This window comes from Dichelobacter nodosus, from assembly GCF_001263335.1.
In the GTDB taxonomy this organism is placed as follows: domain Bacteria; phylum Pseudomonadota; class Gammaproteobacteria; order Cardiobacteriales; family Cardiobacteriaceae; genus Dichelobacter; species Dichelobacter nodosus.
Map to the genome: position 1 here is coordinate 34304 of NZ_LGVW01000024.1, position 23262 is coordinate 57565.

The following is a 23262-nucleotide window of genomic DNA, read 5'->3' on the forward strand; positions in this document are numbered from 1 at the left end:
GCCGCCTTATTGGCGCAAACGGCTTGATAAGTTGCGGTTTTTTGCGCAGTTAGGTTTATCGTTTTTAGGATTATCATGTCAGACATACTTTCTCAAGATTGGCGCGACCGGCGCACGTTCGCCATTATTTCGCACCCAGACGCCGGAAAAACAACATTAACTGAAAAATTACTGCTTTTCGGCGGTGCCATTGCATTAGCCGGCGCCGTTAAAGGACGAAAAGCCGCACATCACGCCACTTCTGACTGGATGAAAATGGAGCAGGAACGCGGGATTTCGGTTACCAGTTCCGTCATGCAATTTCCTTATCACGGCAAAGTTATCAATTTATTGGATACACCGGGGCACGAGGATTTCTCAGAAGATACGTATCGCACGCTTACCGCGGTTGATTCGGCATTGATGGTAATCGATTGCGCCAAAGGGGTAGAAGAGCGCACGATCAAATTAATGGAAGTATGCCGCCTGCGTACTACGCCAATTTTTACATTTGTTAATAAACTCGACCGCGACGGGCGCGAACCCATGGAAATTCTCGATGAAATCGAGCGCGTATTACATATTCAATGCGCGCCGGTTACATGGCCGATCGGCATGGGGCGCTCACTCAAAGGAATTTATCATTTAGCGCGTGATACCGTTTATTTTTATACCACCGGCAAAGGCGGCGCTTCCATTAATCACGGTGAAACCGTTGTGGGATTGGATAATCCGCGTTTGGATACTTTATTGCCGGATATCATTGACGATTTTCGCGAAGAAATTCATTTTTTGCGTGAAGTCGGCAATCCTTTTGATCATGAAGCATATTTGCGCGGCGAATTGACGCCGGTTTATTTTGGTTCAGCGATCAGTAATTTTGGTGTGGAAGAAATGTTAACGGATTTTGCGCAATTAGCGCCGCCGCCGCGTCCGCATCGAACCACCGAGCGCGAAGTCGCGCCGCAGGAAGAAAAATTAACGGGATTTGTGTTTAAAATTCAAGCGAATATGGATTTAAAACACCGCGACCGAATCGCGTTTATGCGCGTTAATTCGGGAACATTTCGTGCCGGCATGAAATTGTGGCAAGTGCGTTTGGGGCGAGAAGTGAAAATTCCTGATGCGTTAACTTTTTTAGCCGCAGAACGCGAACACGCGCAGGAAGCATTTGCCGGCGATATTATCGGTATTCACAATCACGGCACGATTCGCATCGGCGATACGTTTACCGAAGGCGAATCATTGCAATTTACCGGTATTCCCGATTTTGCGCCGGAATTATTCCGCCGTGTGCAGTTAAAAGATCCGTTAAAAATGAAAGCGTTATTAAAAGGACTCGCGCAATTATGCGAAGAGGGTGCCACGCAATTTTTTAAACCATTAATTGGCAGCGATTTAATTTTGGGCGCCATCGGCGTTTTGCAATTTGAAGTGGTGCAACAACGTTTGGAAACAGAATATAACGTGAAATGCCAATTCGAATCGGTGGCGGTGGCGACGGCGCGCTGGATTGAGGCGCCCAATGATAAAGCGTTAAAGCAATTTATCGATAAAAATCAGGCAAATTTAGCCCACGATCATTACGAGCAATTGGTTTATATCGCGCCCAGTCGCGTGAATTTGCAGCTGACGCAGGAACGTTTTCCGGATATTGTTTTTTCACAAACGCGCGATCACTTAGCACAATAATGCGATTGATCTATTTCCTGTTCATTAACATAATTTTGTTTGAAGTTTAGGTTTTTTGAGAGAATAATAGCGCCCCAAACGCATGGGCTCTTAGTGCTTATGCGTTGATTTTAATGGTTTTATTAAGGAAGTGATTCTATGCCGTTTTTAAAAACTTTATTTCGTGGGGCATTGTGTTCTATCGCTTGTGGCGCGTCTTTATTTTGCGCGGCTGATGTTTACCGCATTATTCGCAACTATCCCGAATTAATGCCGGTGAGTTATATGGACGAAAAAGGCAGTCCCACCGGCTTTGAAACGGAATTAATCCGAAAAATCGCTGAACAAGCGCAATTGGATTTGAAAGAAGAATTTGTGGCAAATTTCGGCGATACGTTAACCGCTTTGGAAAATGGAAAAGCGGATTTAGCGATGGCAACCATCAGCGTAACGCCTGCACGGCAACAAATATTTGATTTTACAACACCTTATTTCCGCGCCAATCCATTTGCTTTTATTACCAAAGATGATTCGATCAAAACCATACAAGATTTAGCGAATAAAAAAGTCAGCGTGTGGACGGGCTCGAATCATGAACAAAAAATAAAAGAAATTCAAAAAGAGGGCACCGGTAGCGTTATTCCGGCAAAAAGTATTTTTTTGGCGGTTAAAGCAGTGATTCAAGGCGAAGCTGATGCCGCCGTTGGTGATGATGCTTATATGTTGAATTTCGCCGATCGTTACAAACAGCATAATTTAAAAGCGGTTATCGATCGTTCAACCGAACCCGAAAGTTATGCCATTGCCGTGCGCAAAGGCGATCAAGCATTGAAGAAAAAAATTGATGATGCGCTGCTGCAACTCAAAAGAGACGGCACCATCGATGCGTTAACCAAAAAATGGTATCCCAATCGCACATAATTTTTTCAAACATCATTTTTAAAAGAAGCGCCGTTTTTTTAAACGGCGTTTTTATTGTTTTACTTGCAACCCCGCAATGAACAGCCGACAATTTCGCTTCAATCATAATAAATCAATCAATAAAGGAGTATCGTCATGATCGTATTAATTACCGGCGCCAGTTCAGGATTTGGTTGGGAAGCGGCGAAATTATGCGTTGCTAAAGGGCATCGCGTGATCGGTTGCGCGCGGCGCACCGAACGTTTGCAAGCGTTGCAAAAAGAATTGGGAGATGCTTTTTTCCCGCTTCCTTTTGATATTGCTGATGCCGATGCGTTAAATGCCGCTTTTGAACGTTTGCCCGAAGATTGGCGCGCAATTGATGTTTTAGTCAATAACGCGGGACTTGCTTTGGGACAAGCGCCGGCTCATGAAAGCCGTTTGGCTGATTGGGAACAAATGATTGCAACCAATATTCAAGGATTGGTGCGCATGACGCATAAAGTATTGCCGCAAATGGTGGCAAAAAACCGCGGGCAAATCATCAATTTATCCTCCACCGCCAGTCAATATGCTTATTACGGCAGCAATGTTTACGGCGCAAGTAAAGCATTTGTCAGCCAATTTAGTATGAATTTGCGCGCCGATTTAATTGGCACCGCGGTTCGGGTAACCAGTTTGGAGCCGGGCATTATCGGCGGCACCGAATTTTCACACGTGCGTTTTTACGGCGACCACGACCGCGCCAACGCGCTTTATCGCGGTTTTGATAACGTTACCGGCAAAGATATTGCAGAGCTTATCGTATGGCTAATTGAATTGCCGGCGCATATCAATATCAATCGTTTGGAAGTGATGCCGGTTGCACAAACGTTTGCCGGATTAACCGTGGCAAAAAAAGATGAGGCGTGTTAAAAAATTATGATGACGGAACCGGCAACTCAACAACCATCGCGCTATTTACCTTGTTTACTCACGCTTGCCATTTTCATGCAAATGCTCGATACCACGATTTTAAACACGGCATTGCCCAGCATCGCGCGCAGTTTGCATGAATCGCCTTTAAGTATGCAATCTGCCATTGTTGCGTACGCTTTGACGGTGGCATTACTAATGCCGCTGTCGGGGTATTTATGCGATCGTTATGGAACGCGGAAAGTTTTTGCCAATGCAATGTTGTTATTTGTTGTCGGTTCGGTGTTATGCGCGGCGGCACCGAGTTTAACTTTTTTAGTTTTAGGACGCATGATTCAAGGCATGGGCGGAGCGATGTTATCGCCGGTGCCGCGCGTGGTTGTGATGCGTGCTTATCCGCGAAATCAAATCGTTTCCATGCTGAATTTAATCGTCATGCCGGCATTAATTGGTCCCATTATTGGCCCACTTTTAGGCGGTTATTTAGTGGAATACGCGCATTGGAGTTGGATTTTTTTAATTAATCTACCGATTGGTATTTTGGCAATTTTAGCCACGCATCGCGTGATGCCGGATTTTACGGGTGCGGCAAATCCGCGTTTGGATATTGTGGGATTTTTACTGTTTGCCGGCGGCGCTTTGGGTATTAGTTTGGCAATGGAAACCGTTTTGCACCCCGCCGGAAAATTGTTTTCATCATTAACCGCTTTATTGGGTATCGTGTCTTTTTACGGATATTGGCATTACGCGCGCGGCAATCCCGATGCGCTTTATGCGGCAAATTTATTTAAAGTGCGCACTTACCGCGTGGGACTTTCCGGCAATTTAGTGAGCCGTTTGGGCATGAGTTCGGTGCCGTTTTTGTTACCTTTATTATTGCAAGTGGTTTTTGGTTACAGCGCGAGCGCCGCCGGCTGGATGCTGATGCCGATCGCTTTTGCCGCAATGTTTGGCAAAATGGTGACGCTGCCTTTAATCAGCTATTTTGGTTATCGTCGTCTATTAATCATTAACACGCGATTAATCGGCATATTAATCATGAGTTTAGCGTTGCCGCAGCCGCACACCTCGCCGTGGTTGTTAATGCCTTTACTCGCTGGCATCGGATTGAGCAATTCCGTGCAATTTACCTCTATGAATACGATTTCACTGGCGGATTTACGTATTTATCAAACCGGCAGCGGCAATAGTTTGCTTGCCGTTGATCAACAGCTTTCCATCAGTATGGGGATTACGTTAGGCGCCGCGGTATTAACAGGATTTCGCAGCAGCCAATGGATCGGGGACGATTTACATCTCGCTTTTCGTTTAACTTTTATCGTCATCGGCTGCATCACGTTTACTTCAAGCTGGGTTTTTGCGCGTCTTCACCCGTATGACGGGCAGAACTTGTTACCGTCTGAAAAGGATTAATGAGTTGCGCCTGCGGAAACATTGAGGCAATTTCCGCTTCATCTTGCGCGCGGTATAACAATTTCACATTGGCGCCGGCATCGAGCGTGGCATAGACGGCGAGCCCTTCCGCGCGCGCCTGCCAAATGCATTGCAGCATTGCCAGCGTTTGCGGTTGCCAATAAAAAATCGCCGGACGCGCCGCCAGTAAACTGGCGTGCATCATCAACGCATTAGCTTCCGCGGTTTGGGCAAGCGTTAAAAAATCCCGATCAAGAACGGCTTGATAAATCACTTTTAAATCCGCTTCCGCAGCCTGCGTCCAACTTGAAAATAATGGACTGCTCGCCGCGGTATGATTCATAGCTTGCCGCGAAGAGATTTTTTTCGCCGCCGCGTCAATCGTAATAATGCCGAGGCGCAAATCTTGCCAATCGCTGGCAATCGGACGGGCATAACAATCGCTGCCGTCAGCTTTTTCCCCTTTTTGCCAATAAACAAAACCCTGCCATAACGACCGGCAAGCGCTGCCGCTGCCGCGGCGCGCGATTTGTGATAATTGTTCCCGTGATAATGACCACTGAAAAAAATCATTTAATGCCAACGTTAACGCGGCAAAACCCGAAGCGCTGGACGCTAAACCAGCAGCGGTGGGGATATTATTTTGGGTATGAATGACGAGCGGCGGGCGTTTGGGTTGGCAAAAATCAATAAAATGCCACACTTTTTGCACAAAAGCCGTATCCGGCGGCAGCAAGCGATGATCGCAATACAATTGATCGCGTTCGCCGGCGCTGATGGTTGTTGTTGTGCCTAAATGAGCCAGCGAAATCGATAAACTGCCGTTAGTTGGCAAATTAAGCTGCGCATCGCGTTTGCCCCAATATTTTGCCAGCGCAATATTGGCTGGCGCAAAAGCGGTTGCCGAATGCATAAAATTCCTTATTTCGGCGCGATCATTTCTGAAGGTTGCACGTATTGATCAAATTCTTCCGCGCTTAAAAAACCCAATTCAATCGCCGTTTCTTTTAAGGATTGTTGTTTTTGATGCGCGGTTTTTGCGATTTTTGCCGCTTTTTCGTATCCCAAATGACGATTTAATGCGGTGACCAACATCAACGAATGATGGAGAAAATAATCGATTTTTTCCCGATTCGGTTCAATGCCGCGCGCACAATGTTCATCAAAACTGTGACAAGCGGCGGCTAATAATTGAATAGATTGCAATAAATTGCTCGCAATCACCGGCATATAAACGTTTAATTGAAAATTGCCTGATGCGCCAGCCATCGCGATGCAAGTATCGTTGCCGTAAACCTGACAAACAACCATCGCGAGCGCTTCGCATTGAGTGGGATTGACTTTTCCAGGCATGATGGAACTTCCGGGTTCATTTTCGGGAATGCGAATTTCGCCCAAACCGCAGCGCGGTCCACTCGCCAACCAGCGAATATCGTTAGCGATTTTATTTAAACTCGCTGCCAATGTTTTCAAACTACCAGAAGCAAAAACGCAAGCATCGCGGCTGGCTAATGCTTCAAACTTATTTGGTGCGCTGACAAAAGGCAATTGCGTTAATTGCGCCAAAATTTCTGCCACACCTTGAGCATAATCAGGGTGACTGTTTAATCCCGTGCCGACCGCTGTGCCGCCTAATGGTAATTCATAAAGATAAATCAAAGCGTTATGCAAGCGCGCTAAAGCGTTATCCAATTGTTGCACGAACGCGGAAAATTCTTGTCCTAAAGTAAGCGGGGTGGCGTCTTGTAAATGCGTCCGCCCGATTTTAACGATATCTTGAAACGCTGCTGCTTTGGCTGCCAAAGTATCGCGCAGTTGACGAATTGCCGGAATCAAATCGCTGTTAATGGCGCGGGCGGCGGCTAAATGAATTGCCGTGGGAAAACTATCATTGGTTGATTGCGCGTGGTTGACGTGATCATTGGGGTGAACGGGTTGATAACTGCCGCGCGGTTGTCCAGCGTATTCGTTTGCGCGGTTGGCGAGTACTTCGTTCATATTCATATTAGTTTGCGTGCCGGAGCCGGTTTGGAAAATCACCAGCGGAAATTGATCGTCGAGTTTACCGGCTAAAACATCGTCAGCGGCTTGAATAATCAAATCTTTTTCGCGCGCACCTAATCGTCCTAAAGAAGAATTCGTTATCGCCGCCGCTTTTTTCACCAAAGCTAAAGCGTCAATCACGGCTTTGGGCATCGGGCTGCCGATTTTGAAATTTTCAAAACTACGTTGCGTTTGCGCGCCCCAATAAACATTTTCTGATACTTCAATCGTGCCCATCGTATCGCGTTCTGTTCTGGTCTTCATTGTACTTTCCTAAAAAAATTACATTTAAAACAGCGGAAAAAAAACGGTTATGCGCGCGGCAAAGTTACGCCGGTTTGCCCCTGATATTTTCCTTTGCGGTCTTTATAAGACGTTTCGCAGACGTCATCAGCTTGCAAAAATAATAATTGCGCCACGCCTTCATGAGCGTAAATTTTCGCCGGCAGCGGCGTAGTATTAGAAAATTCTAAAGTAACGTGACCTTCCCATTCGGGCTCCAGCGGCGTTACATTCACAATAATCCCGCAGCGCGCATACGTTGATTTTCCTAAACAAATGGTTAATACGTCGCGCGGAATACGAAAATATTCAATCGTTCGCGCCAGCGCAAACGAGTTTGGCGGAATAATGCAAACGTCGCTTTGCACGTCTACAAAACTTTTGGAATCAAATTGTTTGGGATCAACAATGGCAGAATTGATATTAGTAAAAATTTTAAATTCATCGGCACAGCGCACGTCATAACCATAACTCGAAGTGCCGTAAGAAATGATAGAACGCTCATCGCAGCGCGATACTAAATGCGGCGCAAACGGTTCAATCATTTTATGTTGTTCTGCCATGCGGCGAATCCATTTATCGTTTTTAATGCTCATATGACTTTTCCTCGAAAAGCGCAATTATTCCAAAACAATTTTGGGGAAAACAGCCGCATCGTTTTTTTTCTGCTGTGCCAAACGATAGCCAACGTGATAAGCCATTGTTTGATAAGGTTTTGCTAAAGGTGATTGCGGTTTTGCGGCAGTTAACGGTGTGCCCAAATCGCCCAATTGGCAAAATTCTTCCGCGAGCGGTAAAGCGGCAAGTAGCGGCAAGTCATAATGTTTGGCTAAATTTTTGCCGCCATCTTGCCCAAAAATATAACTTGTGCCGTGGCAATGCGGACAATGAAAAACGCTCATATTTTCCACCAAACCTAAAACCGGAATGCGCACTCTATCAAACATTGTTTTTGCTTTTTTGACATCAAGCAACGCAATATCTTGCGGCGTGGTGACAATGAGCGCGCCGGAGACGGGAATTTGTTGCGCCAACGTTAATTGTGCATCGCCCGTGCCCGGCGGCAAATCGATGATTAAATAATCCAAATCCTGCCACTGACATTCGCGCAATAATTGAACGAGCGTTTGCGTCAACATCGGCCCGCGCCAAATCACGGCGCTGTCTTCATCGAGCAAATCGCCCATGGATAAACTTTGTATTTGATGACGCATAATTGGCGTAATCATTTTGCCGTCAGGCGTTTGGGGACGCTGCGCGCCGCCGAGCATTTTTGCCACGCTGGGCCCATAAATATCAGCATCAAGAATGCCCACCGCCGCGCCTTGTTGTTGCAATGCGATGGCTAAATTAATAGCAACAGTTGATTTGCCCACGCCGCCTTTGCCCGATGCCACTGCCAAAATATTTTTGACATTTGCCAGTGGTTTTAAATTGGTTTGCACGGAATGCGTAGCAATATTTTGGGTAAACGTGACGGCGGCAACGTTAAATTGCGCGGCGAGCATGGTTTGCCAACGTTTGTGTTCTAAAGTACAAGGGAAACCGGTTTCAATAAAAAGATGATTGTGATCGCCGGTAATTTGCGCGTCGGCAAAAACGGGGCAATTGATTTCGGGGTCAATGAATTGTTGAACGGTGGATAATAAAGAAGTCATTTGTTTCTCGGCATTATTGAAATGAGGCGAGTTCTGGCGCAAAAAAACGCTGAAAACTCAGCCACGCTTGGCTGTGCAACATACTTTCGCCATCAGCACAATGACAACGCGCGTTTGCCCACGCTAAAAAAGAACTGGGCGCGCCGTAAGCAAGTTCGTAGCAAAAAGTACGATCGGCATCGGCAATCCAATGATTTTGCAGCGGTAAATCTGTTGTGCTGGTGGCGTTAATAATGAGATCGTATTTTTGAGGGCTGGGTGCATGAAAATCGTAAGCGTGAAGCGCAATATTTTGAGTTTTTCGGTGCGTTTCAATCAGCGCTTGAGCTTTTGCCAAAGTGCGGTTTTGAATATCGAGCGCGGCAATCGGTTCTTGCAATAACGGCAACAATAAACCGCGCACCGCACCGCCGGCGCCCAAAATTAAAATGCGTTTATCGGCAAAAGAATAATGATGCACGTTTTTAAGCGCATGAATAAAACCGGCGCCATCGGTATTGTCGGCATAAAGCGTGTGATTTTCATACCACAACGTATTTGCCGCCTGCGCCGCCTGCGCGTATGCCGTGGCTTTGTTTGCCAACATGTAGGCGGCGATTTTATGAGGCGCGGTGATGTTTAAACCGCGTCCGCCTTGGATAAAAAATGCTTCAATTGTTGCCGCTAAATTGTCGGCGGTAACTAAAATGCGCTCATAACACAAATTTATGCCGTATTTTTGAGCAAATGCGGCATGAATTTGTGGCGAGCGAGAATGAGCAATCGGATTACCCAAAACGGCGCAGCGAAACGTCATTTTTGTTGTTGCAATAATTTTGCGGCGGCAACGGCGTGATAAGTGAAAATCATATCGGCGCCGGCGCGTTTAAATGCCAGTAAAGATTCTAAAATGATTTTATTGCGATCCAGCCAACCGTGCGCAAAAGCGGCTTCTTGCATTGCGTATTCACCGCTGACTTGGTAAACCGCGGTCGGGAATGCAAATTGTTCTTTAACGCGTTGCAAAACGTCTAAATATGGCATGCCCGGTTTTACCATCACAAAATCCGCGCCTTCGGCAATATCCATTGCAACTTCGTGCAGCGCTTCATTGGTGTTTGCGGGATCCATTTGATAAGTATATTTATCGGCTTTACCAAGGTTTCCTGATGAGCCAATGGCATCGCGGAATGGACCGTAATAACTGCTCGCATATTTAGCTGAATATGCCATGATGCCAGTGTTAACAAAACCATGTTCTTCAAAAGCTTGGCGAATGGCTTTAATGCGACCGTCCATCATATCTGACGGCGCAACATAATCTGCACCGCAGCGCGCATAAAGCAAAGCTTGTTTAATTAAGATTTCGATGGTGGGATCGTTGAGAATGTAGCCGTTATCATCAACAACGCCATCTTGACCGTGGCTGGTGTAGGGATCGAGGGCAACGTCAATAAAAATACCAAAATCCGGAAACGCTTCTTTAACCGCCCGAATCGCGCGCGGCGCCAAACCGTTTTCATCATAAGCATAAGCCGCATCTAACGATTTTTTATCTTGAGTAATGTGGGGGAAGGGCGCAATTGCCGGAATGCCTAAATCGCGCAGTTCTGCTACCAATTTTAATAATTCATCAATGCTTAAACGGAACGTATTGGGCATTGAAGGAATTGGTTCGCGCACGCCTTTTCCTTCGGCAACGAAAACGGGTAATACTAAATCATGCGCGGATAAATGACTTTCACGCACGAGTCGCCGAGAAAATTCTTGACGGCGATTTCTTCTTTTTCGTGTTTCCGGGTAATGAGTAGGAATAATTTGCATGACCTGCCTCCAAAAAAACGGCGATTATAGCACGATGAGCAGCGGGTTACGGTCAAGAAAAATGCTGGTATGAAAAGCTAAAATCATTATAATTTTCGGCTTTGACAGACAATCAAGGAGTTGAAAATGTTTAAACGTTTTTCATTATTCGCGTGGCTTTTATTGCTTTCTTTTACTGCCAGCGCGCAATTAAAATTTACAGAAGGAACAGATTACCGCGTATTAAAAGAACCGGTGGCAACCGTTGATGCGCCAACGGTGATGGAATTTTTCTGGTTCGCCTGCGGACATTGTTATCACATTCAACCAGAAGTTGAAAAATGGTTGAAAGACGGTAAACCCGAAAACGTGGTTTTTGAACAAATTCCCGCGCAAATTGGAAATCCGATTTGGGATTTGCCGGCGCGGGCGTTTTACGTGATGCAAGCATTAAAATTGGACGCAGCAGATGATTATTTTGCAGCCATTCATAAAGGCAAACAACGCGATTTAATCGGCAGCGAAAAAGGCATTAAAAAATATTTTATTGCTAAAGGATTTTCTGAAGATGCGGTGGAAAAAGCGTGGACATCGTTTGATGTAGAACAAAAACTCAAAAGAGCCAAGCAAATTTTTGAACGTTCTGGTTTAGAAGGTGTGCCGGCTTTTATCGTCAACGGCAAATACGTTGTTGAAATTAATGATGATATTGAAAAAATGTTTGAATTAATCAATAACTTAAGCCAAAGAAAAGACTAATGCCTTCTGAATTGCCTTTGTTGACTTTTGTCCGCAACTATTTCCCAGACACTGTAAAAATCGAGCCGTTGCGCGGTGATGCCAGCATGCGGCGTTATTACCGCGGTGTTCAAAATGAACCGCCGCGTTCTTTTATTGTGATGGACAGTAGCGCCGATCGCGCTTGTTTTGCGCGATTTGTTCATTTAACCGCGCAACTTCATCGTTGTGAGATCGCGGTGCCAACGATTTATCACCACGATATGAATGCCGGTTGGTTATTATCTTCCGATGATGGCGTTTGTTTAGAACATAATGTTAGCCGTCAACCGCAATTTTGGTTAGAAAAACTGGCAACGTTATTGCATCAATGGCAAGAAAAAACCAAACCGTTGCAAAAAATAGTGCCGCCGCATGATGATGCTTTGATTCGTGAAGAATTATCGCGCTTTGATTTGTGGTTTGTGCCGCAATTTATGCCCGAGGAACAGCCGGAAAAATGGCAAAACGAATTTGCCCTCATTGCGCAAAAACTCATCGATCAACCGCAAGTGACCATTCACCGCGATTTCCACAGCCGCAATTTATTGTTTCAAAAAGGTATTATTACCATCATTGATTATCAAGACGCGTTAAGCGGCGCGCTTTGCTACGATTTGGTTTCTTTAACGCGTGATGTGTATCAAGATTATCCGGTTTCGGTAGCCAGCGCTTTGGAAATGCAGTTTCAAAAGCTTTTTGCGCCGCAGCAAAATCCGCAAAAATGGCGCTACGATTGCCATATTACGGCGTTGCAACGGCATTTAAAAATCTTGGGATTGTTTGTGCGCTTGGCAAAAAGAGACGGCAAACGCGATTATTTGCCGTATTTAGCGCGCACTTGGGCATTAGCGCTCGATGAAGTCAATTTTTTAGCCGCGGATTTGCCTATTTTGGCAGCAACGTTAACAAGTTATAACCGCCGCGTGCGTGAACAATTAATTCAGTTTAATCATGAAAGCAATGATTCTAGCCGCGGGGCGCGGTAGTCGAATGGGGGCATTAACCCGTGATTTGCCCAAACCATTATTGACGGTTGGTGGGCAGCCATTAATCGTTTGGCAGCTGCGGCGTTTAGCCAAAGCGGGCATTAAAGAAGTGGTGATTAATGTAGCTTATTTGGGCGAAAAAATTATTGCCGCTTTGGGTGACGGGCAGCGTTACGGGATGCATATTGTTTATTCGGAAGAGGGCGCGCGCGGTTTGGAAACGGCAGGCGGCATTATTAATGCGTTGCCTTTGTTGGGCGAGGAGCCATTTTTGGTGGTCAATGCCGATGTGTGGTGTGCGCTTGATTATCAAGTATTAATTGCTCATTATCCCAATACTTTGGCGCATTTAGTGTTAGTGGAAACGCCAGAATGGAAAGAAACCGGCGATTTTGATTTAAACGAAGGACGCGTTTCATTGGGCGCGCGTTATACGTTTGCTGGTATTTCCATCATGCAAGCGGCGTTATTTTCGGGATTGTCTGCGCAATTTTTACCACTGGCGCCGCTTTTACGGCAAACGATAGCAAAAACAACGATCAGCGGCGTTTATTTTGCAGGCGATTGGTTAGATGTGGGGACGCCAGAGCGTTTGGCAGCGGCGCAAAAACGTTTTGATGACCATGTGGTTATGCTAACATGATTGCCGTTTTTTTCTGGGCGTTTGGTGTCTATTGTGATAACTGGTGATATTGAAAGAATCAATCATGACGAGATGAAGGGAGGCGGCGCGGTTTCCAGCGTGGTTTTTATCGATAATGTAGTTTATGAAAATAGACATGACTGAAAAAATAAATCTTTTTGACTATACCCCCAAAGCTTTGGCGGATTGGTTTGTGGCGCAGGGAGAGCAACCGTTTCGCGCGAAACAAGTTTTAAAATGGCTTTATCACGAACGCGTTTATGATTTTGAACGCATGACGGATTTAAGCAAAAAACTGCGCGCGATGCTTTCGGAAAAAGCATGCGTGATTTTGCCGCAAGTGATTGCCGATAAAACCGCGCGCGATGGAACGCGAAAATGGGTATTTCAGTATGCGTGCACAAATAGCATTGAAGCGGTTTTTATTCCTGAAGATGATCGCGGTACTTTATGCATTTCTTCGCAAGCAGGTTGCGCGTTGGCGTGTCCTTTTTGTTCTACGGCGCGGGCGGGATTTAATCGTAATTTAACCACCGGCGAGATTGTGGTGCAGGTTTGGCTGGCTAAAGAACTGGTTCATTGTGAACGCAACGGTAATAGTCGTTTAATAACGAACGTTGTTTTAATGGGAATGGGCGAGCCGCTGATTAATTTTAATCAGGTTTTGCCTGCCACCGAAATTTTTATGAGCGATTGGGGATTTGGTCTATCAAAACGGCGCGTAACGTTGAGCACGTCGGGCGTGGTGCCGGCGATCCATAAATTGCGTGAGGTCACCGATTTGAGTTTAGCCGTTTCATTGCACGCGCCAAATGATGAATTGCGCAATAAAATTGTGCCGATTAATCAGCGTTATGGTTTAAAAGCGCTGATTGAGGCGTGTGCTTTGTATGCAGAAAATAATAAGCAACACGGCGGCATTACGTGGGAATATGTGATGCTAAAAGGCGTTAACGATACGCTCGAGCACGCCCAACAATTAGCGGATTTATTGCGTAATGTGCCCGGAAAAATTAATTTAATTCCTTTTAATGAGTTTCCCAATAGTCCTTTCCAATGTTCATCTTGGGAAGATATTGTGCGTTTTCAACAGTTTTTACAAAAAGCCGGTTATATTGCCACCATTCGCAAAACCCGAGGCGACGATATCGATGCGGCGTGTGGACAATTAGTGGGGCGCGTCAACGATCGAATTCGACGCGAGCGGCAGTTTCAAGGATTTAAAGCATGAATATGAACCGCTGCGATGTAACCGATCGGCAAACGATTTCCCATCGCAATCATTTAATTATGGCAAAGCATGAATCAGCAAGGATTTTTTAATGAAAAACAATCATTTTTTAGGCGGCGTTGCCGTTGTGTGTTTGATTGTATCGGGCTGCGTGTCGACGACGCAATCAACGCCAAATGTTGAACCGGTAAAACCAGATTTTAATAAGGCTTATCAAGATTATTTGCAATTAGGCGCTCATTACGTCAGTTTGGGACGTTATGATTTAGCCGAACCCAAATTAAAGCGCGCCATTGAAATTGATTCCGAGCCGCCGGAAGCGTGGAACGTTTTGGCAGTGCTGTATGAAGAAAAACGCGATATTGCCGCGGGCAATCAGGTTTATCAAAAATTAATCGCCTCGCACCCTGATTATCCTTTGGGCTTTATGAATTACGCGACATTTTTATGTAAATTTGACCGCGACGCCGATCGGCAAAATTTATACGACAAAATGCGGCGCAAAGGGCGTGAATTCGTGCCGTTGTCTTATATTGCCGCCGGTGATTGCGAGCGGAAGCGTCAACAAGATGCCGCGGCACAAGCGCAATATCGTCAAGCATTAGTTTTTGATAATAAAGCTGCCGGCGCATTGTTGCCTTTATCCGAATTAGCCGTTGCGCAACATGATTACGCCACCGCTTTAGGTTATTTAAAAGTCATGCATACCTATATTGGCTATAGTCCTGAAAGCGTTCGATTAGCTATTTTGGCAGCACGGGGCACAAATGATCGGGTGTTAGAAGAAGAAATGATGCGTATCATGCGCGGTAATTATGGCGATACACCTCAAGCAAAATCTTTAGGAATATAAGATGACGGACATTAACGATAATAAAACCTCAATCGATGACACTATTGGCGATGCATTGCGCGCGGCGCGTGAAGAAAAACAATGGTCGATTACGGAAGCGGCGGATCAAACTAATTTAAATCCTACGATTATTCAATTGTTAGAAGCCAATGATTTCAAAAATATTGGCGCTTTTGTCTTTACGCGCGGTTATTTAAACAGTTATGCGCGGGCGTTGGGCTTAAATGCTGATGAAATCGTGCAACTTTTTAACCGTCTTTATCCGGATACCAGCCAGCCGCGTATCAGTAGCGCTAATGCGGCATCGCAAACGCGCTCTTTTAAACGCAACAATATTGCGGCGTGGTTGACGATTTTACCGATTTTAATAGTTGCCGCGGCTTTAGCGGTGCAAATTATGAATCCCAATTCATGGTTGATTACGCAATTTAAAGCGACTTTTGCGCCGAATGCGAAAACAGCGCCGGCTACTGGTGAAAATTTAGTCGTGCAAATTGGCACAGAACCGCCGGAAACGGCAGCAAATACGGCATTACCGCCGCCAGAATTGCCGGAACTCACTTCTTTAGAAACACCGGCGCCGCAACCCGAAGAAAATACGGCTTTAATTAATCCCACAACGCCGGAAACAACAACGACAGAGTCGCCCGCGGAGTCGTCCGCGCCAGAGCAAAATAACGCTTTAGCGCCGGAAAATGCATCAACAGCTCAACCAACGGCAACTGCCGACGCGTCGAAAACCATTCGTATTGAAATAACGGGCGAAAATTGGGTTGAAGTTCGCGACAGCAATCGCAAAATTTTGTATTCAAAAACATTTAAATCTGGTGAATCCATTGAATTGAGCGATGGACAAACTTATACCGTTTCTTTGGGGCGTCCGCAATCAGCTAATTTAATGATTGCGGGGCAGCCGGCAGATTGGCAGAAATATCGCGTTGAAGGTAATCAACGGCGTTTTCGCATCGGAACGGCGCAATGAGTGAACACAATATTCAATCCATTCGCGGCATGCGCGATATTTTGCCGCCGGAATCTGATTTACGCGAACAATTGATGGATAAAATCCATCACAAATTGCATCAATTTGGTTATTTGCCAGCGGATTTGCCTTTGTTAGAAAAAACGGCGCTTTTTCAACGCACGATCGGTTCGGAAACTGATGTTGTGACTAAGGAAATGTACACTTTTTTAGACCGCAGCGAAGAAAGCGTTACTTTGCGCCCAGAAGCAACGGCAGGCGCCGTGCGCGCGATTATTGAACAAGGGCGCGCGCAACAAGTGCAACGTTTATATGTTGAAGGGGCGATGTTTCGTTATGAACGTCCACAAAAAGGGCGTTATCGCCAATTCAGTCAGGTGAGCGTGGAATCGTTTGGCGTAAAAAGTGCCGCGCAAGATGTTGAATTAATTCAACTTGCTTATGAATTGTTTCAAGAATTGGGATTAATTTCTCTTGTTCGTTTGGAACTCAATACCATTGGTTTGCCAGAAGAACGGCAGCTTTTTCAAAAAGATTTAGTGGCTTATTTGCAAAATCATCGGCAGGAATTAGATGAAGATTCGCAGCGGCGTTTGGAAACGAATCCGTTGCGGATTTTAGACAGCAAAGATCCGCAAGTTCAAGCCTGTTTGGACGCGGCGCCGGCGTTACTCGATTATTTAGGCAGCGAAAGCCAGCAACATTTTGAACAGGTGACAACTTTATTAAATGCGCTGGATATTCCGTGGCGTTTAAATCCGCGTTTGGTGCGCGGTTTGGATTATTATTGCCATACCGTTTTTGAATGGACAACAGACGCTTTGGGCGCGCAAAGCGCGGTGTGCGCGGGAGGGCGTTATGATGGTTTGGTTGAACAACTAGGCGGTGCGGCAACGCCTGCCGCAGGATTCGCTTTTGGCGTCGATCGGATTTTATTGTTGTTGGAACAAAATGCGATATGGCAGGCGCGCCGTCCGTTGATTTATATGGTTATTGCCAGTTTTGCCGAGCAAGCAATGGCAATGCAGTGGGCGGCGAAGCTGAGGCAGCAGTTTCCAGATGATGCCATCGTGTTGCATAACGATTACCAAAGTTTGAAAAATCAGTTTAAAAAAGCGGATAAATCGGGGGCGGATTTTGTGCTCGTTTTTGGCGAACAAGAACGCGAAAATCAGCAAGTAAATTGCAAAGATCTTCAAAGCGGTGCGCAGCATTGTTTTGGTTTTGATGAACTAGTCGCTTATTTAACCGCGCAAAAGGATAAAAAATGTCAATAATCAATCATTTATTAAATATTCCGATCAATGATCGCAGCGAAGAAGAAACCGGGGAATTGGTTAAAGAATGGTTGCGGCGGCACGGTGTAGTGATCGTAACCGGCATTGTCATTGGTTTGGCAATGGTTGGCGGCATGGATTGGTGGAAAGTTCATCAACGCAGCCAACGGCAAGAGCAATCTTTTTTATTGTCGCAATTAACGGAAGCGGTTGATAAAAAACAATTAACTGTTGCCGAAAAACATTATGCCGCGATGAGCCAGAATAGAAGCGTGCAACGCGATTTAGCCAATGTTTTGCTGGCGCGTTTGTATGTAGAAAACAAGCAATTTGATAAAGCCTATCCGTTATTGCAACAAGCGCAATCCTCCAGCGATGATTTATTGGCGCAAAATGCGCAGTGGGCGCTGGTTCAAGTGCAATTGCAGCAAAAAGATTACGATGCTGCCTTATCAACGCTTGATTTGTTAAAAAACAGCGCTTATGCAAAAATTGTTCCGCAAATTCAAGGTGATATCTATTTATTGCGTGATCAATTGGAACCTGCTTTAAAAGCTTATGAAGAAAGCATGAAACTGCAACCGTTGCCGTTAACGCAGCGGCGGATTAATGCTTTAAAAGCAAAAATGGCGTTAACAGCGCCGACAACGGAGAAAAATTCATGAGATTTTGGCTGCCGCTTTTTTGTTTTTGTTGTTTGAGCGGCTGTTCAAGTTGGTTTTATGGTCATTCCAATGAACCGAAACCGGTGCCGCTTCCGGAAATCGCATCTTCTGTTACTACGGATATTGTTTGGCAAAAATCATTGGGCGCCGGTGGTGCAAAAGAACAGTATGTTTTAGTGCCCGATCATGTTGGCGATGATATTTTTGCCATCAGCGCCGACGGGCATTTTTATCGATTGCGCGCGGAAAACGGCGAAGTAGTTTTTCATGTTGCTTTAAAAAATCGCATCAGTAGCGGCGTTACGGCAGCGGGCGGTGCGGTTTTTGTAGGCGCGGAAAACGGCGACATCATTGCTTTATCGCAAAGCGATGGGCAAATGTTGTGGCGAAAACCATTGGGCGCGATGACGCTGGTGCGTCCTGTTGTGAGCGATGGATTGTTGCTAGCGGTGACAACGGATAGCACGGTTACGGCGCTGTCGCCAGAAGATGGCGATATTTTATGGCGTTACAGTACGCAAACGCCGATGATACAAATGCGCGGTGATGCTTCAGTATTAGCGGGCGGCGGCGTTGTGATGATGGTTAACGATTTGGGTTATTTCACGGTGTTAGATGCTAAAACCGGTTTACCGTTAGCGCAAAATCGTGTCGCGATGGGACTTTCGGGGCATCGTATCGGTAATTTACTTGATCAAAATGCGCTACCAAAAGCCAATCGCCACATTTTATTTGGTAGCGTTTATCAAAATAAAATGTACGCGCTCAATTTGGAAACCGGCGCCGTGTTGTGGGAAAACAAAACGGTGCATAGTAATCAGGATTTTGCCATTAGCCCCAGTGATATTTATGTAACGACACCGCACGGCAGCATCGTTGCACTACGGCAAGGCGATGGTTCCATGATATGGAAAAATGAGCATTTGCGCGGACGCAAACTTTCTCCGCCGCTGGCGATTCCCAAACGAGTGGCAGCGCTGGATTTTGAAGGTCATTTAATATGGCTCGATGCAGATTCCGGCGCGCTTATTGGGCAGAAAAAAATTGGAAAAGTGGGCAGTTTTGCGCCGCCTTTAGTATTGGATCAACTGCTGATTTGGCAGTTGCAAAATGGACAGTTGGTCGCTTTTCGACCGCAATAGGGAGTTCTTTTGATCGATCATCTCGCAACGGTTGCTTTAGTTGGGCGACCCAATGTTGGTAAATCTACTTTATTTAATACCTTAACCCGTTCCAGACAAGCCATCGTCAGCAATAAAGCGGGACTGACGCGCGACCGCATTTATGCGCGCACGACTTTAGCCGGTGTTCCGTGCATGTTGATTGATACGGGCGGAATGTTGAATACGGAAACGGCAGAAATTGATTTTCGCGTTGATGAACAAGCGCGCACAGCGATGGAAGAAGCTGATGTGATTGTTTTTGTTTTAGATGCGCGTGATGGTTTAACGCTTGATGATGAACAAATTGCCGCGGAATTGCGCCGCGTGACGAAACCAATCGTGTTGGCGGTTAATAAAATTGATGGCGTTGATCCTGATGTTGCCGTTGCAGATTTTTATCGTTTGGGCATGCAACCCGTGCTAACGATTGCTGCCGAACAGCGCCGCGGCATTAAGCAATTAGAAGATTTGATTGTTTCATTATTGCCGCCAGCGCCGATTGAAAACGCAAATGAAACCGCCGCGCAAGAATCTATCCATTTGGCAGTGCTCGGGCGCCCAAATGCGGGAAAATCTACTTTATTGAATCGTTTATTGGGAGAAGAGCGTTTGGTTGCGAGCCCCGTTGCTGGCACAACGCGCGATGCGATTCGTATTCCTTACGTTGATAATGAAGGCGATGCTTTTACTTTGATCGATACTGCCGGCATTCGGCGCAAAGCGCGCGTTGACGATAAAATCGAAAAATTTTCCATCGTTAAAGCGCTGGAAGCAATTGAACAAGCCAATGTGGTGATTTTGGTGCTCGATGCGCAAGCAGGCATTACTGATCAAGATGCGCATTTGCTCGGCGAGATTATCAAACGCGGGCGCGGGCTCGTGATTGCTGTTAATAAATGGGATCATTTAGACGGTGAAACGCGGGAAAAAATACAAGCACAGTTAGAACGTAAATTAAATTTCGTTGATTATGCAGAAATATTTTATATTTCCGCGTTGCACGGTAGCAATATCCGCGCGTTATTGCCGGCGGTTAAAACGGTTTATCGCAGCGTGATGATGGAGATTTCAACCAATCAATGGACGCAAGCTTTGGAACTGGCTTATCATCGCCATCAGCCGCCGTTGGTTAATGGACGCGCAATTAAGTTGCAATATGCGCATCAAGGCGGAAAAAATCCCCCGCATGTGATTATTCACGGCGCGCGCACGGATAACGTTCCTGCTTCGTATACGCAATATTTGAGTCGATTTTTTCGGCAATATTTTCATTTGCACGGCACGCCGATTCGTATTTCTTACCGCGATAAAGCCAATCCTTTTGATCCGGAAAAATAAAGGCTGCCACGGCAGCCTTTTTCGTGTTGTTTATTTTTGAATTAACCAACTGCCCAACGCATCAATAATGTAGAAACATAACCGCCAACAGTGCCGATAACGTAACCCAAAATCCCTAATAAAACGCCTACTGGCGCTAAAGCAGGGTGAAAAGCGGTAGCAACGATGGGCGCAGAAGATGCGCCGCCGGTGTTAGCATTTGAGGCAACGCATAAATAAAATAACGGCGCTTTGATGATTTTTGCCACGATAAAAATAAAAATAATATGCAAACACATCCACAGTAATCCCACTAATAATAATTGCCAGTATTGCATTAGTCCGCGTAAATTAATTTGCATGCCGATAGTGGCAATTAAAATAAAAATGAAAGCGGTGCCGATTTTTGCCGAACCCACGTTATCGAGTTTGCGCATTGGGGTTAACGATAAAATGAAACCGATGACGGTTACCGAAATCACCATCCAAAAAAATTGATTATCTAAACTGTACGTGCCTGCCCAATTGTAGTGAGCGAAAAATCGGGCAAGATATTTTCCTAAAAATAAACCGATACCGCTGACGGCATAAGTTAATCCGAACATCATCATAAAATCGCGCAAAGTGGTAATGCGCGCGTGTTCTCGCTCATAACTTTCAACGGCTTTAATTACGCGATCAATGGCTTGCGTATCTGCTTTTAACCAGCGATCAATTTTTTCGGCATGTTTGGCAAGCATGAAAATCACAAGCAACCAAAGAGAGGCGTTGACGGTATCGACCAAAATCATGGTGCCGAATAATCCGTCTTCAATCTGAAAAAGTTCTTTCATTGCGGCTTGATTGGCGGCACCGCCGATCCAGCTCGCTGCTACTGCAGAAAAACTGCGCCATAAATGGTCATCTAAAAATTGCTCGGGCGCTACACATTTATAAATCCATAATGAAATTGGACCGGAGAGAATAATGGCAGTGCTTGCTGCAAAAAACATTGCAAGCACTTTCCAACCTAATCCCAATAATTTGGGAATATCCATGGATAATGTCATTAAAAACAAGGCGGCAGGCAATAAATAGGTCGCGGCAAAACGATAAATTTGGCTGCCGACGCCATCGGCAAAAACGCCGGCAGTATTGAGTCCCGCGGGAATAAAGCAGCACAACACAATTGCCGGCATAATCGCATAAAATTTTTTCCAAAAAGGGTGATCGATACCGGCTGTATAAAAAATAATGCCGACAACCGCCATCAGAAGTCCAAAAGCCAGTGGTAATTCTGAAATCATCGTTTTTTTACCTTTATCTCGTGCAAAACGCTCACCATTATACGCTTTTAAAAATTTTTGCCAGCAATGGTTTAAAATGACATTTTTTTAGCATTGAGCAAATAAATGAATCAACAGCTTCTCAAGGAAAAAGTCGCTGCTGCCGTATTAGAACATGTGCCTGAAAATATTACGTTGGGCGTGGGCAGCGGTTCAACGGTGTTGTGTTTTATTGAGGCGTTAAAACAGGCAAAAAGACAATTTCGCGATATTGTTGCCGCTTCGGAAACGTCCAGCAAAGCATTGGAAGCGGCGGGATTTCGGGTGCGCGATTTAAATGCCTGCGATCCGCCGGATATTTATGTGGACGGCGCCGATGAAATTAATGATGACAAAATCATGATAAAAGGCGGCGGCGCGGCGTTGACACGGGAAAAAATCATCGCGTCGGCGGCAAAAGAATTTATTTGCATCATTGATGAATCAAAAAAAGTGGCGCAATTAGGACGTTTTCCAGTTGCCGTTGAAGTGATTCCGATGGCGAGAAGTTACGTTGCGCGGGAAATTGTGAAATTAGGCGCCGAACCGCGCTGGCGGCAGGGCGTGGTGACGGATAATGGTCATTGGATTTTAGATGTGCATTATTTAGATTTAACGGCTGCCGAACGGATGGAAGCGCGTATTAACACGATTGCCGGCGTGGTGGAATGCGGCATTTTTGCGCAAAGACGGGCGGATAAAGTTTTAATGAGCCAAAGCGACGGGGAAATTGTGCTTTGGTAAATTCAAACTAATTTTTGCTGACGGAGATGGCGGATTAAGTTTCGTATGTCGCCATCTTCATCTTCTTTATGATGAAAAATCAGATCCAAAATCTCGCTGTCTTGATAGGCAAGTAAACGTTCAAAGGCGTTTTGTTCAGCGGCGCTGGCGCTTGGATAATGTTGCGTTAAATAATATTCGAGCAATAAATCGAGTTCTTTAATGCCGCGGCGGCATAACCAATGTAGTTTTGCGGTCATGGTTTTCCTCAAATAAAAAGATAAAAAAACGACCGCCAAAAAGCGGTCGTTTCATCAAGAAAAAGTGATTAAGCTGATAATGCAGCTTTTGCTTTTTCTGCTAAAGTCGCAAAAACGGATTTATCGTAAACCGCTAATTCGGAGAGAATTTTTCTGTCAACAGCGATACCAGATTTTTTCAATCCGTTGATAAAGCGGCTGTAGCTTAATCCGTGTATCCGCGCGCCAGCATTAATCCGAATAATCCAAAGTTGGCGGAATTGACGTTTTTTGGTTTTACGATCGCGATAAGCGTATTGACCTGCTTTGATTACTGCTTGTTTGGCGACACGAAATGTTTTACGACGCGCGCTATAGTAACCTTTCGCAGCTTTTAATACTTTCTTATGACGGGCGTGGGCTTGAACCCCGCGTTTTACTCTTGCCATGTCCTAA

General features: G+C 45.5%; 24 protein-coding genes. 15 read left to right on the forward strand and 9 right to left on the reverse strand.

Translation table 11 applies throughout. From position 1 onward, the window contains the following. Nucleotides 1-75 precede the first annotated feature (75 nt). From AKG33_RS04145 to AKG33_RS04160, 4 genes are all read left to right on the forward strand, one after another. On the forward strand, nt 76-1671 hold the full coding sequence (locus AKG33_RS04145) for a peptide chain release factor 3 (protein WP_012030836.1): 1596 nt from the start codon (nt 76-78) through the stop codon (nt 1669-1671). A gap of 138 nt (nt 1672-1809) precedes the next feature. Further along, nucleotides 1810-2571 carry a transporter substrate-binding domain-containing protein gene (locus AKG33_RS04150; RefSeq protein ID WP_050707984.1) on the forward strand — a complete coding sequence of 254 codons (762 nt, stop codon included), beginning with the start codon at nt 1810-1812 and terminating at the stop codon, nt 2569-2571. A gap of 135 nt (nt 2572-2706) precedes the next feature. Then, nucleotides 2707-3465 carry an SDR family NAD(P)-dependent oxidoreductase gene (locus tag AKG33_RS04155; RefSeq protein WP_012030838.1) on the forward strand — a complete coding sequence of 253 codons (759 nt, stop codon included), beginning with the start codon at nt 2707-2709 and terminating at the stop codon, nt 3463-3465. A gap of 9 nt (nt 3466-3474) precedes the next feature. Next, the gene (locus AKG33_RS04160; RefSeq protein ID WP_012030839.1) at nt 3475-4878 is read left to right on the forward strand and encodes an MFS transporter; all 1404 of its coding nucleotides are present in this window, start codon (nt 3475-3477) and stop codon (nt 4876-4878) included. On the opposite strand, the gene mvaD is transcribed toward AKG33_RS04160, so the two are convergent. The 6 genes from mvaD to hemB are packed head-to-tail and all read right to left on the reverse strand — an operon-like array spanning nt 4805 to nt 10664. Further along, nucleotides 4805-5791 (reverse strand): diphosphomevalonate decarboxylase, encoded by a 987-nt coding sequence (gene mvaD, locus AKG33_RS04165; RefSeq protein ID WP_012030840.1) that lies wholly within the window; start codon nt 5789-5791, stop codon nt 4805-4807. The genes AKG33_RS04160 and mvaD overlap by 74 nt on opposite strands. Before the next feature lie 8 nt (nt 5792-5799). Beyond that, the gene (gene fumC / locus AKG33_RS04170) at nt 5800-7185 is read right to left on the reverse strand and encodes a class II fumarate hydratase (RefSeq protein WP_012030841.1); all 1386 of its coding nucleotides are present in this window, start codon (nt 7183-7185) and stop codon (nt 5800-5802) included. A gap of 47 nt (nt 7186-7232) precedes the next feature. Then, nucleotides 7233-7799, reverse strand: coding sequence for a dCTP deaminase (gene dcd, locus AKG33_RS04175; RefSeq protein ID WP_012030842.1), 567 nt, complete (start codon nt 7797-7799; stop codon nt 7233-7235). Nucleotides 7800-7823: 24 nt separating this feature from the next. Continuing rightward, nucleotides 7824-8861: an Mrp/NBP35 family ATP-binding protein gene (locus AKG33_RS04180; RefSeq protein ID WP_012030843.1), complete on the reverse strand. Its 1038-nt coding sequence runs from the start codon at nt 8859-8861 to the stop codon at nt 7824-7826. Nucleotides 8862-8874: 13 nt separating this feature from the next. Further along, nucleotides 8875-9657: a shikimate dehydrogenase gene (gene aroE, locus AKG33_RS04185; RefSeq protein ID WP_050707985.1), complete on the reverse strand. Its 783-nt coding sequence runs from the start codon at nt 9655-9657 to the stop codon at nt 8875-8877. After that, nucleotides 9654-10664, reverse strand: coding sequence for a porphobilinogen synthase (gene hemB, locus AKG33_RS04190; protein WP_012030845.1), 1011 nt, complete (start codon nt 10662-10664; stop codon nt 9654-9656). Before hemB ends, aroE begins: the two co-directional genes overlap by 4 nt. 126 nt (nt 10665-10790) lie before the next feature. Here hemB and AKG33_RS04195 point away from each other — a divergent pair, with 126 nt between their 5' ends. The 10 genes from AKG33_RS04195 to der all read left to right on the forward strand — a co-directional run bounded on the left by AKG33_RS04195 (nt 10791) and on the right by der (nt 20561). After that, on the forward strand, nt 10791-11402 hold the full coding sequence (locus AKG33_RS04195) for a thiol:disulfide interchange protein DsbA/DsbL (RefSeq protein WP_012030846.1): 612 nt from the start codon (nt 10791-10793) through the stop codon (nt 11400-11402). Further along, nucleotides 11402-12409 (forward strand): aminoglycoside phosphotransferase family protein, encoded by a 1008-nt coding sequence (locus AKG33_RS04200; RefSeq protein ID WP_012030847.1) that lies wholly within the window; start codon nt 11402-11404, stop codon nt 12407-12409. The genes AKG33_RS04195 and AKG33_RS04200 overlap by 1 nt, the downstream gene beginning before the upstream one ends. After that, on the forward strand, nt 12375-13052 hold the full coding sequence (murU, locus tag AKG33_RS04205) for an N-acetylmuramate alpha-1-phosphate uridylyltransferase MurU (protein ID WP_012030848.1): 678 nt from the start codon (nt 12375-12377) through the stop codon (nt 13050-13052). The genes AKG33_RS04200 and murU overlap by 35 nt, the downstream gene beginning before the upstream one ends. A 136-nt stretch (nt 13053-13188) precedes the next feature. Then, a complete protein-coding gene (locus tag AKG33_RS04210; protein WP_012030849.1) occupies nt 13189-14283 on the forward strand; it encodes a bifunctional tRNA (adenosine(37)-C2)-methyltransferase TrmG/ribosomal RNA large subunit methyltransferase RlmN in 1095 nt (364 codons plus the stop codon). Between the two features lie 91 nt (nt 14284-14374). Further along, entirely contained in the window at nt 14375-15136 is a 762-nt protein-coding gene (locus AKG33_RS04215) for a hypothetical protein (RefSeq protein ID WP_012030850.1), read from the forward strand. A 1-nt stretch (nt 15137) separates the two neighbouring features. Further along, nucleotides 15138-16118, forward strand: a complete 981-nt coding sequence (locus AKG33_RS04220; protein ID WP_012030851.1) for a RodZ domain-containing protein — start codon at nt 15138-15140, stop codon at nt 16116-16118. Then, on the forward strand, nt 16115-17395 hold the full coding sequence (hisS, locus tag AKG33_RS04225; protein ID WP_012030852.1) for a histidine--tRNA ligase: 1281 nt from the start codon (nt 16115-16117) through the stop codon (nt 17393-17395). Before AKG33_RS04220 ends, hisS begins: the two co-directional genes overlap by 4 nt. Next, nucleotides 17386-18060, forward strand: a complete 675-nt coding sequence (locus AKG33_RS04230) for a YfgM family protein (RefSeq protein WP_012030853.1) — start codon at nt 17386-17388, stop codon at nt 18058-18060. The genes hisS and AKG33_RS04230 overlap by 10 nt, the downstream gene beginning before the upstream one ends. Beyond that, on the forward strand, nt 18057-19202 hold the full coding sequence (gene bamB, locus AKG33_RS04235; protein WP_012030854.1) for an outer membrane protein assembly factor BamB: 1146 nt from the start codon (nt 18057-18059) through the stop codon (nt 19200-19202). The genes AKG33_RS04230 and bamB overlap by 4 nt, the downstream gene beginning before the upstream one ends. Before the next feature lie 9 nt (nt 19203-19211). Then, nucleotides 19212-20561: a ribosome biogenesis GTPase Der gene (gene der, locus AKG33_RS04240; RefSeq protein WP_012030855.1), complete on the forward strand. Its 1350-nt coding sequence runs from the start codon at nt 19212-19214 to the stop codon at nt 20559-20561. 41 nt (nt 20562-20602) lie between these two features. Here the strand turns inward: der and AKG33_RS04245 are convergent, their stop codons facing one another. After that, nucleotides 20603-21826 (reverse strand): DUF819 family protein, encoded by a 1224-nt coding sequence (locus tag AKG33_RS04245; RefSeq protein ID WP_012030856.1) that lies wholly within the window; start codon nt 21824-21826, stop codon nt 20603-20605. Nucleotides 21827-21931: 105 nt separating this feature from the next. On the opposite strand from AKG33_RS04245, the gene rpiA reads away from it, so the two are divergent. After that, a complete protein-coding gene (gene rpiA / locus AKG33_RS04250) occupies nt 21932-22588 on the forward strand; it encodes a ribose-5-phosphate isomerase RpiA (protein ID WP_012030857.1) in 657 nt (218 codons plus the stop codon). Nucleotides 22589-22590: 2 nt separating this feature from the next. Here the strand turns inward: rpiA and AKG33_RS04255 are convergent, their stop codons facing one another. Both AKG33_RS04255 and rplT read right to left on the reverse strand, forming a co-directional pair. Further along, a complete protein-coding gene (locus AKG33_RS04255; RefSeq protein WP_012030858.1) occupies nt 22591-22827 on the reverse strand; it encodes an FAD assembly factor SdhE in 237 nt (78 codons plus the stop codon). 68 nt (nt 22828-22895) lie between these two features. Further along, on the reverse strand, nt 22896-23255 hold the full coding sequence (gene rplT, locus AKG33_RS04260) for a 50S ribosomal protein L20 (RefSeq protein WP_012030859.1): 360 nt from the start codon (nt 23253-23255) through the stop codon (nt 22896-22898). Nucleotides 23256-23262: the final 7 nt, after the last annotated feature.

Bases quoted from the DNA above. Each gene is read 5' to 3' on its own strand.
- dcd (WP_012030842.1), bottom strand. From the start codon at position 7,799: ATGAGCATTAAAAACGATAAATGGATTCGCCGCATGGCAGAACAACAT.
- AKG33_RS04255 (WP_012030858.1), bottom strand. From the start codon at position 22,827: ATGACCGCAAAACTACATTGGTTATGCCGCCGCGGCATTAAAGAACTC.
- rpiA (WP_012030857.1), top strand. From the start codon at position 21,932: ATGAATCAACAGCTTCTCAAGGAAAAAGTCGCTGCTGCCGTATTAGAA.
- AKG33_RS04245 (WP_012030856.1), bottom strand. From the start codon at position 21,826: ATGATTTCAGAATTACCACTGGCTTTTGGACTTCTGATGGCGGTTGTC.
- aroE (WP_050707985.1), bottom strand. From the start codon at position 9,657: ATGACGTTTCGCTGCGCCGTTTTGGGTAATCCGATTGCTCATTCTCGC.
- AKG33_RS04215 (WP_012030850.1), top strand. From the start codon at position 14,375: ATGAAAAACAATCATTTTTTAGGCGGCGTTGCCGTTGTGTGTTTGATT.
- AKG33_RS04200 (WP_012030847.1), top strand. From the start codon at position 11,402: ATGCCTTCTGAATTGCCTTTGTTGACTTTTGTCCGCAACTATTTCCCA.
- AKG33_RS04220 (WP_012030851.1), top strand. From the start codon at position 15,138: ATGACGGACATTAACGATAATAAAACCTCAATCGATGACACTATTGGC.
- bamB (WP_012030854.1), top strand. From the start codon at position 18,057: ATGAGATTTTGGCTGCCGCTTTTTTGTTTTTGTTGTTTGAGCGGCTGT.
- murU (WP_012030848.1), top strand. From the start codon at position 12,375: ATGAAAGCAATGATTCTAGCCGCGGGGCGCGGTAGTCGAATGGGGGCA.
- AKG33_RS04180 (WP_012030843.1), bottom strand. From the start codon at position 8,861: ATGACTTCTTTATTATCCACCGTTCAACAATTCATTGACCCCGAAATC.
- AKG33_RS04210 (WP_012030849.1), top strand. From the start codon at position 13,189: ATGACTGAAAAAATAAATCTTTTTGACTATACCCCCAAAGCTTTGGCG.
- hemB (WP_012030845.1), bottom strand. From the start codon at position 10,664: ATGCAAATTATTCCTACTCATTACCCGGAAACACGAAAAAGAAGAAAT.
- AKG33_RS04195 (WP_012030846.1), top strand. From the start codon at position 10,791: ATGTTTAAACGTTTTTCATTATTCGCGTGGCTTTTATTGCTTTCTTTT.
- hisS (WP_012030852.1), top strand. From the start codon at position 16,115: ATGAGTGAACACAATATTCAATCCATTCGCGGCATGCGCGATATTTTG.
- AKG33_RS04230 (WP_012030853.1), top strand. From the start codon at position 17,386: ATGTCAATAATCAATCATTTATTAAATATTCCGATCAATGATCGCAGC.
- fumC (WP_012030841.1), bottom strand. From the start codon at position 7,185: ATGAAGACCAGAACAGAACGCGATACGATGGGCACGATTGAAGTATCA.
- AKG33_RS04160 (WP_012030839.1), top strand. From the start codon at position 3,475: ATGACGGAACCGGCAACTCAACAACCATCGCGCTATTTACCTTGTTTA.
- AKG33_RS04145 (WP_012030836.1), top strand. From the start codon at position 76: ATGTCAGACATACTTTCTCAAGATTGGCGCGACCGGCGCACGTTCGCC.
- mvaD (WP_012030840.1), bottom strand. From the start codon at position 5,791: ATGCATTCGGCAACCGCTTTTGCGCCAGCCAATATTGCGCTGGCAAAA.
- AKG33_RS04150 (WP_050707984.1), top strand. From the start codon at position 1,810: ATGCCGTTTTTAAAAACTTTATTTCGTGGGGCATTGTGTTCTATCGCT.
- rplT (WP_012030859.1), bottom strand. From the start codon at position 23,255: ATGGCAAGAGTAAAACGCGGGGTTCAAGCCCACGCCCGTCATAAGAAA.
- AKG33_RS04155 (WP_012030838.1), top strand. From the start codon at position 2,707: ATGATCGTATTAATTACCGGCGCCAGTTCAGGATTTGGTTGGGAAGCG.